Origin of the sequence: Mesorhizobium sp. M0991 (assembly GCF_040318915.1) — a bacterium.
Classification (GTDB): Bacteria; Pseudomonadota; Alphaproteobacteria; order Rhizobiales; family Rhizobiaceae; genus Mesorhizobium.
Genome location: NZ_JAMYNE010000069.1, coordinates 1 through 11,502, shown reverse-complemented (window position 1 = coordinate 11,502; position 11,502 = coordinate 1). Strand labels below are relative to the sequence as shown.

At 59.6% G+C, this 11,502-nt stretch carries 8 protein-coding genes and 1 pseudogene; 6 read left to right on the top strand and 3 right to left on the bottom strand.

Translation table 11 applies throughout. The annotated features are described in order from the left end of the window. The 4 genes and pseudogenes from NKH70_RS34925 to NKH70_RS34910 all read left to right on the top strand — a co-directional run. A pseudogene (locus NKH70_RS34925) lies at positions 1–129 on the top strand (ABC transporter ATP-binding protein); the annotation flags it as partial. An 8-nt stretch (positions 130–137) separates the two neighbouring features. Further along, the gene (locus tag NKH70_RS34920; protein WP_353027408.1) at positions 138–878 is read left to right on the top strand and encodes an aspartate/glutamate racemase family protein; all 741 of its coding nucleotides are present in this window, start codon (positions 138–140) and stop codon (positions 876–878) included. A 102-nt stretch (positions 879–980) separates the two neighbouring features. Continuing rightward, positions 981–1,685, top strand: coding sequence for a GntR family transcriptional regulator (locus NKH70_RS34915; RefSeq protein ID WP_353027409.1), 705 nt, complete (start codon positions 981–983; stop codon positions 1,683–1,685). Between the two features lie 45 nt (positions 1,686–1,730). Next, a complete protein-coding gene (locus NKH70_RS34910) occupies positions 1,731–2,069 on the top strand; it encodes a hypothetical protein (RefSeq protein ID WP_353027407.1) in 339 nt (112 codons plus the stop codon). A gap of 653 nt (positions 2,070–2,722) precedes the next feature. On the opposite strand, the gene NKH70_RS34905 is transcribed toward NKH70_RS34910, so the two are convergent. Further along, positions 2,723–5,272 carry a caspase family protein gene (locus NKH70_RS34905; protein ID WP_353027406.1) on the bottom strand — a complete coding sequence of 850 codons (2,550 nt, stop codon included), beginning with the start codon at positions 5,270–5,272 and terminating at the stop codon, positions 2,723–2,725. Positions 5,273–5,748: 476 nt separating this feature from the next. Here NKH70_RS34905 and NKH70_RS34900 point away from each other — a divergent pair, with 476 nt between their 5' ends. Both NKH70_RS34900 and NKH70_RS34895 read left to right on the top strand, forming a co-directional pair. Beyond that, entirely contained in the window at positions 5,749–6,453 is a 705-nt protein-coding gene (locus NKH70_RS34900) for a Crp/Fnr family transcriptional regulator (protein ID WP_023678639.1), read from the top strand. Positions 6,454–7,400: 947 nt separating this feature from the next. After that, a complete protein-coding gene (locus tag NKH70_RS34895; protein ID WP_353027405.1) occupies positions 7,401–8,168 on the top strand; it encodes a response regulator transcription factor in 768 nt (255 codons plus the stop codon). Positions 8,169–8,445: 277 nt separating this feature from the next. On the opposite strand, the gene NKH70_RS34890 is transcribed toward NKH70_RS34895, so the two are convergent. Further along, on the bottom strand, positions 8,446–8,880 hold the full coding sequence (locus NKH70_RS34890; RefSeq protein WP_353027404.1) for a hypothetical protein: 435 nt from the start codon (positions 8,878–8,880) through the stop codon (positions 8,446–8,448). An 828-nt stretch (positions 8,881–9,708) separates the two neighbouring features. Continuing rightward, positions 9,709–10,542 (bottom strand): LuxR C-terminal-related transcriptional regulator, encoded by an 834-nt coding sequence (locus NKH70_RS34885; protein WP_353027403.1) that lies wholly within the window; start codon positions 10,540–10,542, stop codon positions 9,709–9,711. Between the last annotated feature and the right edge of the window lie 960 nt (positions 10,543–11,502).

Here is an 11,502-nt window from a genome sequence, read left to right as displayed (position 1 = left end):
CGCATGGCGCTGCGCATCTCGCAGCGCGCCTACGCACTGACGACCGGAAAGATCGCGCTGGCCGGACATTCGGCTGAGCTGCTTGACGATGATCGGGTCAAGAAACTCTATCTCGGCGGCGAAATATGAAAGCGCAAATGGACATACTCGTCGTCAATCCCAACACCACCGCGTCCATGACCGAGAAGATCGGCGAGGCGGCACGCGGCGCGGCTTCGGCCGGCACCAGGATCATCGCGGCCAATCCGAAGGATGGGCCGCCGAGCATCGAAGGCTATTTCGACGAGGTCTTCGCCATCCCGGGAATGATCGGCGAGATCCAAAAACATCCGGCGGCGAGCGCCTGCGTCATCGCCTGCTTCGACGACACCGGCCTAGACGCGGCGCGCTGCGTCGGGGAGATGCCGGTGGTCGGCATCGGCGAAGCGGCGTTTCATATGGCGAGCCTGATTGCCGGCAGGTTCAGCGTCGTGACGACGCTGTCGCGTTCGGTGCCGGCGATTGAGCACAATCTGGTGCGCTACGGCCTCGCCAGCCGCTGCGCCAGGGTGCGAGCAAGCGACGTTCCCGTTCTGGAGCTCGAAGTGCTCGGCTCCAACGCCCGCCATCGAATTTCTGAGGAGATCGAGTGCGCCATCCGCGACGACCGGGCCGAAGCGATTGTGCTGGGATGCGCCGGCATGGCCGATCTCGCCGCTGCGCTCAGCCGCGAACATGGCGTTCCCGTGCTCGACGGCGTCGCCTGCGCGGTAAAACTGTGCGAGAGCCTCGTCGGCCTTGGCCTGTCGACCTCGAAGCGCGGCGGCTATCAGGTTCCACTCGAAAAATCCTTCGCCGGAATCTTTGCGTCCTTTTCGCCCTCCGGCCGTGTATCCTGATGCGTGCAAATTTGTTGACATTCCCACACAGGATGTTCGATGTCCGGCCGGAAACGCGGTGTTCGCGCCGCTAAGCGATCCGGCCGCCGGGACAATGAGACGATGGACCTGCTTGGGCCAAAGCCACGGGATGGCGACAAGCCGACGATGCGCTGGTTTCCGGTCTATGCCGGCCTGCGCGACGCCATCGTCAGCCACCGCCTCGCACCGGGCACAAAACTACCCGAGGACGAACTCGCCTCGATCTATTCGGTGAGCCGCGCGGTGATACGCGCGGCGCTGCAGGCGCTGTCGCATGACCGCTTGGCTCGGCTCGAGCCGAACCGCGGCGCGTTCGTCGCCCAGCCGACCAGGCAGGAAGCGCGCGAGGTGTTCGAAGCGCGGGCGCTGATCGAGCCCAAGGTCGCGGCGCTTGCCGCCGACGTGGCAAAGCCGGCCGAGATCGCGCAACTGCGGCTTCATCTCGAAAAAGAGCACGAGGCCCTGCATGCCGGCCGCGACAGCGACGCCATCATGCTGTCGGCAAAATTCCATGTCGGCATCGCCGAAATCGCCGGCCATTCGATCCTAACCGGCTTCGTCAAAGACCTGCTGTCGCGGTCGTCGCTGATCATCGCGCTTTACTGGCGCCGCCGCGACACCACCTGCGAAAGCCAGGCCCATCACGCCCTTGTCGATGCCATCGAAAAACACGACGCAAAAGACGCGTCCGACCTGATGCGAAGCCATCTCGTCGACCTGCTGTCGGGCCTTGATCTGACGCTTGGCGAGAAGAAGCCCGAGAGCCTGTCGGACATCTTGCGCTGATCTCCGCTGTCAAACCTTTCGCCGCAGTTCGCCTTTGTCCGCGCCATGCTGGGCGTGACTGAAGGCATAGCCTCGGTCCATGACTACTGCTGCTTCTTCGTTCCTGCCGTCATAACACTAGCGGGCGTAGAGTCCCGCGGCGCTGCCCTCCGGCTGCGACTGCTCCTGCTGGGCCATAATCAGTCCTTCCCGCACAACGAGCCGGTCGGGCAACGCGCCCGATCAGAGCTTGAAGCAATCATAAAGCGCGTGTTGGTCGCTCAAGCCGACCCGGCGAAACGCGATGCGCTCGAGCGGGACATCTGCGCGCAATGGCAGCAGTTCGTGGTGGACGGCTCCATGTCGCTTCAGGTGGGCATGATGACGGCGACAGCGCGCAAATAGACATGTGAGGTGAAAGAAGCGCTTTGGCAATGTGCGAGTCGAGGTCAGCTGGGCAAGCATCCAGCGGGACGACATTGCGAATGACAATGATGTGTGCCGATCCGGACTTTGTCTGTCTTCCCTAGGCGTCAGGTAATGGCGCAACTCCCCGGTTCAGGAACCGGAACAGCTGGTAGAGTCGAGGTGTGGCGCGACGGCGGTAAGTTGAACATGTCTGTTTGCCGCCCCTTTCGTCTGGCGGTGCCTTACTGGTCCTCCTGAATCGATCAAAGGCCACGGAACGCTAGGCTCATGCGATCCTTCTTCGGCCCTCATAACCTGACCTGATCAACCTCCCCAGCCGCCTCCCCCGCCTCCGCCGCTTCCGCTCCCGCCGCTCCCGCCCGAAGGAGGAATGACGACAGGCGCAGGAACAGGCTCCTCCTCAACCGGTATAATCACTTTCTTGGCGGCCCTCGGTTTGGGAGCGGGCTTGACGACCTTTGGCGGAGGAACCCTGCGAAGGACCTTTGGCGGAGGCGTGGCGACCAGCGGCGACGGTTCAACTTTGGGCGTAAGGGAATTGCAGCCCATGAGGCCCGCCAGGACGCCGGATAGCGTTATTCCGATGATTGCTCGCTTCAATGTCCTTTCCACCAGTGCCTCCTCGTTGATCAAAACAAGTCCCGACGCGGATTGGCTTCTTCCCACAATCGTCTGGCCGCGTTCACCAGTTGCGTATCGAGTGAACCGGAGCCGGGAAGCTTAGATTTCAGTTCCTGGCGCAGCTGCTTCAACGCCGCTGTTTTTGGCTTCGGTCCGAACTTTGCCAGCGTTCCTTTGGCGTCCGGCAGTTCCTTGCGCACGTCGAGCGCAGCCGCAAATGCAAGGAAACGCACGGCAAGACCTTGATCGGCCTTGTCGCCCTTTTGCATTTCGAGGCCCGCGCGATCGTAAGCTGCGAACTGATCGCCCCGCGCGATCCCAATGTCGAACAATCTTTGCGCTTCGGCGAGGTTCCGTTCCACACCGACGCCGTCCCGATACATGCGTGCGAGGCTGCCCGGGGCGTAGGGCTGGCCGAGGTCGATTGCCTGCTGAAAAAGCGCCAGCGCCGTTTTCGGATCCTTCTCCACGCCCTGCCCAGACAAGTAATTGCGGCCGAGCAGGTTCATAGAATACATGTCCTGTCGCTGGACGCCGGCCTCCAGGAAGGCAACGGCGCGGGCCGGGTCAGCGGTCACCCCGTTGCGGCCCTCGGTGAAGATCGCGGCCAGATCGTTCATGGCATAGGTGTGCCCCATCGCCGCCGCCTTGAGCAGCAGGTCCAAACCCTTGCTGGTGTCGGGCTTGACGCCATAGCCATTGAACAAGGCGCGACCCCACGAGGTCATGCCATAGGGATCCCCCTTGTCGGACGCCGCCGCGTAAAGCGCATTGGCCTGTGCGCGGTCGACGGCCATTCCGGTTCCCGTCGCATACATGTAGCCGAGCTCGAACACGGCACGGACGTGTCCCTTCTTGGCGGCTTCCTCGATGGCTGTCCTGCCCTCGTCGACCTTGCCTGCCGCAAGGAGCGCGCGCCCCAGTTCATAGCGGAAGCGCGGAACGGCGGGATAAGCCTTCACGGCGGCCTCGCAAAGCTCTACCGCGCTGGCGCCAATTTCATTTGGGAGCAGGCCGGGGACGACGCCTTGCAGGTCGAGGGGCTCGCCGGCAGCCGTATCGCACGGATCCACTGTTGGCGACAGTTTCATTGTGGCGGGCTTGGATGATCTGCTGTCCGCCCGGATTTCGAAGCCAACCTCGACCGTGGCTTCGGCGCCGATCTGGGGTTCGTAGCGCAGCCGGTCGACTTCACCTGACCTCAGGCTCGAGTCGGGCGCCAGGGTTCGATCGGGCAGCGAGAGCGTTCCCGTTGCCGGATAACCCGAAACTTTCAGGCTGACCGCGGGATCATCGGTCGGAAAGTCCAGGTTCAGCGCAACCGGACCGACACCCACGGGAACGTTGAAATTTCGGTTTTCGAGCGCCTCGGCCGCACCGGTGATATGAATGCCGCGCTCCAGCACGTTCTGCTTCTGCTCGGCTTCGAGCGAGGCCATGATCTGCTTGCCTTGCGCACCTTGGCCGCTCTTGACCCGAAATACCACGATGCCCTGGGTTTGGCCGCCCCAGTTGTCATGCGTGGCATAGGCCAGCATATCCACCTCTTCCTGCGTAGCGACACCCTTGGGAACATCCATCTGCAAATGGGGCAGGTCCTTGCCTTGGATCGGCACGCCCACCTCGACAGGCTTGCCGTCCAGCATCAGGCGCCCCAGGGCTGGCGGTCTTTCGATGCTCAAGGTGATCGTGCCGCCGTCGACGTCGATCGGTTCGGGCAGGCCCAAGTCGACGGGTCCCACTCCCGACAGCACGACCTTCTCCAGCACCGGCGGCAGCGAGGGGCGATTGCTGCGGCGCATCAGCACGACTTCGTCGATCAGCGACGAGTTCTCCCAGGGAACCTGGAGGCCGTTTGTGGCTTCCACCACATCGCGGCGCACCGCCGCCATTACGGTGCGGATCTCCTGGTTCGGGGCCAGCGCGCGACGGGAAAACGCCGCCGAGAACGGGCTGAGTTCGCCGACGCCGTCATAAGCCGCCGCCCCGGGCTCGGTGGCAAAGGCAATCAGGGTGTTGAGCGAGCTTCTGACCTGCGCGAGCCCGGCATTGCCGGCGGTGATGAGCTGGTCTCTCAGCCAGTAATTCTTGCGCGGGAACGGATTGTTGCGGCAGGCATCGAGGATGATCACCTGGATCTTCGATTTCGAACGCAACTGTTCCAGCACATCGTTGAGCTTGATGGCCTGGACTTCGATGTCTGCCGCCTGCTTCAAGGAGGCATCGACCGGAATCAGGAAGTTTTCGCCGCCGATCTGGAAGCCGTGACCGGAATAGTAGACGACCGCCAGGTCGGCGCCGTCAGCGGCGGCAAGATAGTTGCGGAACTGCTCCTCGAACTGCAGCTTGGTCAGATCGCTTGCGACGAAGACCTCAAAACCGGCCAGTCGAAACGTTTTGGATACGTCCTCGGCATCCCTGGCCGGGTTCTTGAGAGCGGGGAATTGTCGGTAGTCCGAATTGCCGATGACAAAAGCGACCCTTCGGTCGGCGCAAGCGTCAAAGATCGTGAAGCTCGTGAGGATGAAGGCTGCGATGAATCCGCAAAGTCGGAGCATGGCAAATCCCTAACCGCTGTTACCTGGCAACCACGAGAACACAGCATGTGGTAGCAAGGTCCGTTAGAGGGCATGCAATCTGCCGAGACAGAAAGAGAGAAAAGCCGTCGCGACAGCGGGCATATTCCTCATTTATCAAGTGCTAAAGTACATCAGAGGCTGAGTGTCCGCAATGATTGTCAAACGGCTTCTGAACTCGGCTATTCGGACCGTGGTCGCTTTGGTCTCTTTAACTACGCCCAACGATACGAGCCGCACCGGAGCAGCGACAGCAACCATTTCCGGTCGCGCCGATGGTCCGACTGCTGGTCAGCGGTCTGCGCTTCAGCGCCGCGAAATCCGCTCGCCCCCTTGATCTTAACCCCGTCTACCTCATTCAAACAGACGAGGACAGTAGGCCATCCTGCCTCTACCGTAGGTGGTCCTTCTGTCAAACTCGTGCGGGAGCAATTATTGTAGGTTGTGCGGGAAGCAACATGCAAACACTGTTGCAGTTCATACACTCGCATCCCGTAGGGGGGACATTCTCGAAGGACGATTGGGGTAATAACGATTTTCTCGGTGTTACCGCAAGAATTTACAAACCCCATTCGGTGATATGCCGCCAGGATGACAACAACGATGGGATATTCATCGTAAAATCGGGTTGGGCCCTCCTTTACCGCGGACTGCTGGACGGAGAACGGCAGATCATCGACACTCCTCTGCGGGGGGACATTGTCGGTTTCCGTTCCGTGGACGGACCCCGTTTAGCGTCCCTGGCGTCCATAACCGAACTAGCTGTTTATGAAATTTCCAGCAAGAAACTGGTAGAGGCCATCTTGTCGGAAGGCCGCCTCGGCAAGACTATCGCCTGCTCCCTGGCCCGCCTGAACGCCATCCTTGCCGAACATCTCATGAATGCCGGGCGGCGGAACGCGATGAGCCGCACCGCCCATTTCCTGCTCGAGTTGGAGGAGAGGCTCTCGAGCGTTGGCCTGTCGGCCCATGGACGATATGAGTGTCCCCTTACCCAGCACGAATTGGCGGACATCCTCGGAATGACCACCGTTCACCTCAATCGGACGTTGGGGGAACTCCGCAAGGCCGATCTCGTCGCTTTCAGGGCAGGCCATGTAGAGGTGATCAACCGCAAGAAGCTGGTCAAAACAGCCGGATTCGACAGCGAGTACCTCAGGTAAAGGTTGTTCCCTCTAGCTCGGGTTCAACCGTCTCTAGCGGGGCTTTCGCGTCGCCCCTGCGGCGCGGTGCTGGGCGCCAGCGCATAGGCCATCAGCAAAATTTCTGCTGGAAGACGACAGTGCGCCGTCGCTGGAGCAGTTCCAGACGATGTTTTCCGGGCTGGTAGTGCGCGGCTTACCTGGTGGGGCCGCAGTCTATCTTGACGAGGGCAGCCGCAAAGGCCCGACTATCATGACCGACGGCAACCATGGCCTATTACATGAGGAGAACGTGCTGCCGAAATACGTGCAAGCTGCCCATACACTACGGCAGATACAGCCGGGTGTTCTCGGACCTAAAGCGCTGGGCCACGGATGCCACAAACTGCCCCTGGTCATGCCAATATCCACCTTCAGGAATTCTCGTCTACAATCGCGAGGAACTACCGATCCTCCCTCGAATGGCTGCTGGGGTTGGGGTTGGGGTTGGCTAAGCGGTCCCCGTCCTGAGAATGGCATCATCGCCCACCCGGTTAATCAACCTCGTAGAGGTATCCCACTCCTTGGCATTCCTTGAGCAGTCGGGAATCATTTCAACGGTTGGCACATGGCCAAAGAGATTGAATCTGACCGTACCCGCGCGTCACGATCAAACTCGCGGGGGCTTCAAGGCGGGGTGACGCGGTCTCAACACATGCCCTCAGGCGACCGTCGACGCGAAATTTTCTAAAAATTAACTTATGTTAGAGAACGCTTATAAATAGACGATAGGCTGCACAAGCTGTTCTCGGCTAGGGGCGAAGAACTGCTGAAAACTGCTGGGTGAGCCTCACGCTTTCACAAGGGCTGGGTGTTCACTCACAAGCGCATTCAAACACAGGGCAGCGTATTCAAGCTTTCAGATTGCGAAGAATGAGGGGTGTTTTGGCAGCCGCAACGCGGCTTGTGCGAAAAGATTGGGGATTGACATGGGTTCCACAGCAGGACGGCATAAACACACGGCCAATCGGTCAGGAGTGCTGTCCAGCGGAACGGAAAGTGTCCACGGCCAAGGAGGCAGGGGATGCCTCCTCATCCTGGACGGACGGGCTCTAGGCCGCGAGTGTCTCGCATCGGCTCTCGCGGACCACGAACTCGGCATGGAGATCGCCGCCATGGGTTCGATCGATGAATGGCGCGTGAAGAAGGGCTCGGCACCTCCCCTTGCAGCCATACTCTTCAACCTTGGCGGCCGGAAGGTCACCGATCATGGCATCGCAGACGAGATTAGGCATATTTCGTCCGAATTCAAATCAGTCCCAGTGGTTATCCTGGCCGACACCGAAGATCTTGCACACATACTGACCGCTCTCGAATGCGGCGCACGCGGCTACATTCCGACCTCGGTCGAAATCGACGTCTGTGTCGAGGCTATCAACCTCGCGGCAGCGGGAGGCATCTTCGTCCCTGCGAGCAGTGTCCTTTGCATGCGCCACCTGATAGGTTCGGACAGCCCCGACACGCAGCCTTTGAAAGGCATGTTCACGCTCAGGCAGGCCGAGGTCGCCCAAGCGCTCCGGCGCGGAAAGGCGAACAAGATCATCGCCTACGAACTGAACCTGCGCGAAAGCACCGTGAAGGTCCACATCCGAAATATCATGAAGAAGCTGAAGGCGACCAACCGCACGGAAGTCGCCTACAAAGTCAACGATCTCTTCACGGAAGAAACTCTTGCTGAAGCGTCTCCCAAGCAATAAGACGGCCAGCCTCGGGTGAATCGCTATAGCCGCGACGAGGCGGCCGCCGACGGTGACTGGCGGTGATGAGCAGGACCTCACTTCGGTTGCGGACCAACAAGGTGACGGCCGTCTGACAAACGGGTCTGGATGTCGCCAAAGGGCTTCGCTGGGACCTGCACAGGGCGGCACGCAAAGCCAAGAAGATTCCAGCCGACAGGAAACTGGCCTGGAGGACGACCGCTTGAAAAGGGAAATGCGCGATTTCCGCCAGCTCGGAAGCTGACTGCGATTCGGGTTAACTTCCTGCCGCTGAATCCGCCGATCCATCTGCAGTGTCAGGGAAAGTGTGTCTGGCCACCCATCTTATGGCTTCTTCGATCGTATCGAAATTCTTGTGCTGCCCGCTCAGCAGCCCGAAGCCTGTTTCGAGGAACCATTTGCCTTTCGTGGAGTAGGCTTCCTCGTCGATCCGGGTAAGGACCGCGACCAGTTGGTCCCATTTCCACACCAGAATCCCGGATTCTCCGCCCTCGACCGTTCCGATCCGGGCTTTCTTGAACGAAAATCCAGGAGCAATTTTTGCCTTGCCCACTTTGATGAATCCCTCAACTTCAAAATGGATAGTAAAACGGTCGGCTTGAATGGCTAGTTCTGTACTATCTTTCCTTGTAGACGTCTTTTTGCCGGACCGCCGTAGACGAATATTTAGCAGATCGCCCGATGAGTTCAAGGCCCACTCCATTTTTCGATGGTCGCTCCGCAAGTTTTTGCGAGAGAATGTGTGCAAACTGCTAAAGAATTTTAGCCTTCCGGAGCGTGAAAGCCCCGGCGAAATGCTCGGGTGCCCGGCATTCCATCCCGCGCAACCTCGCAAGCCCAGCGAGTGTCTGGCGGTCGAACCAGTCCTGGAGCGCAGCGTTCCGAAGTGCGTGTCGAGGGGCTCATCTTGCGTTCCAGCACGTCGGCCGTGAGCGGCACGTAGGCATTGGGGTGGCAAAGGTCGCAGTCCCAATTTCGGGATCTCGTATTCGAGCACCAGATGATCACGGAAGACGTCCAGGTCAGTTGGTTGACCTTCCGCTGGCCCTGATGGCCGTCGAACCTGGCCTGGGTTAACACCACGTCGGGATGAACCCGTGATCTTGCATCGGTCAGCCGCTGCTTTATCGATCGGCTGTGGGCGGGGAAGTAGCTGTCTTCGAAATCCGCGACGGCAATCACAAAAGGCCGGGTCGTGGTCCCGTTGGCGGGTCCACCGCAGCGCCCCCATTGCGATCCTGTCTCTGCTGCACCCTCCTTACGCTACATCGCCGGGGGTGATTTGAACCTACGCGTTCTTGACCGCGGAACCTCGTATCAGGGCGTAGCTTTGGAAAGTGCGTCGTAGAAAGGTGTGGTTGCTGGGACCCGAGACATCTCAAAATTGCGGTTTTCAGCATCGGGATTTAATGTACTGGTAGCTCGTCGCATCGGTCGACCGGGGTCTCCTCCGTGCGGCAGCATAATGCAGCGTACAGGTCACCAGCCCGAAGGACGATATGTCAAGACGCGGAGGCGGTCACATCGGATGAGTGTTCTTGACAAGGTGGTACTCCTTTTGTGCTTCAAGTAGCTCTTGCGGATGGGGAGAAGGCTGAGTTGCCGTCTTTTCGGTCCCTGACGGGCCATTGCTAGGAGCGGAAGTGAGCATACCATGGTTCATCGCCCAAACTGCAGCCTGGGTGCGGTTGCCGACCCGAATCTTTCGAAGGATGGCCTTCACGTGCACCTTCACCGTCGCTTCGGCGATGTTAATCTTGCGCGCGATTGTTTTGTTAGATTCCCCTCCGATCAAGCAACGTATAATACAATCTTCCCGAGTTGACAACATTGATGGTTCTCGATCAGCGCTCTCCATTGTAACAGCCACATTTGTAAAATCATGTACCGCATCATATTTCAGACCATGTCTTATATCTTGAATAAACGTCGAAGTTTCTGCAGGTAGCACCGTCTGACCTAGCATAACCAATTCGAGAGCTTTGATGAAAGTGTCGTGAGCGGCAACTTTTGTCAAATACGCGTCCGCCCCCGCACGAAGGGCTGAAACTATGTCGTTCGGTCGACAGTGATCGGCTAGCGCAACGACATGGCTGGTCGGATAAATCCCTTTAAATTCTGAAATTTGTGCGAATCCAGCATCCGCGTCAGTACCGTCGACATCCATGATGAGCAAGATGGACCGGTGCTTGGGTAGCGGCTTCTGCAGAAGGTCGTGAACACAAGCCGCAGAGAAAAGAATGCGAAACTTTGCTGCATCCAGAATTAGAACAAGGCCCTCTCGGAGTAACTCGCTTGGGCTGACAAGCACTGTTATAAAAGACTTTGTGGTCATCAAGGATTTCGTTGTCATCGTAGCCTCCCCTGACGCGATTGAGGTACGCGCGTCTCGCAAGGCGCTCCTCGCATAGTTTCTTTTTTGACCATCTTACCTTACGCCAGGAAAACCCTAGACAAGAACACCCTCTTTAGGCGTAGGGTAGCTTCGTCGAGGGCTACCCCGGATTCTCAAGCCTGAGGCCTTGGTGAGGGGTGCCAGCCCTGGCTTTCAGCCGCTCCGGGCTGCGGGCCAGCACCATCGTGGCGGCGGATGCGCGGGCCGCGAGAGTTGCCGGGCTTGGTCTCCCGTGGGGCGTGGGTGGTGCCGCCGGTCTGGCGCGGGGGCGCGGCGTTTCAAGCGGGAGAACCGCGGGCCCAGGGGGGCGCCGCGACCAGCGCTATTTTGGGATGACGGCGCAGGCCGAGGAGAAGGCGATCTTGACGCGGCGCGCGCTGATCCTGACCAGCGCCCGAGCTTCACCAGCTTGAGGAGCAACGTGCCACAGCTGGCAGTGGCGACTGGGTGTGGGCCAGGGTGATGAGGCGCAGCGCGCACAACAGCACGGATACCTTCCGGGCATCGAAATAGGCGATGGTCTGCCGAGCCGCTCCTTGCGTTGCACCTGCGGTGGGCAATAGAGGAGTTGCCGGGCGCGGCCCCTGGGGCGGCCCATATCGGGGCAGCGCTGCCGGGGTTCCTGTGGCAGGGGCCGGAATTCGAGCCTGGCCGGCGAGAAATGGTGAGGCGGGCCAGTTCCGCTACCGCTGCCATGATAGGATTGCCAAAAGTGACGTTTCCTCGTCGATGTTGCCTCTTCATTCATCAGGCGGGTCGAAACGGCCCGGCCATTCTGCGAAGGCATGTTGGGGCGGCAGGCAGTCGAGCACTGCGTCGGTAGGCCAGTATTTCGTAAGCGCGAATTTCCCCGCACCTTTTGCTGTTGAGTGCTCTGATGCATGAGGTGTCCACCAAAATAGGTGGACACCTTGTGAT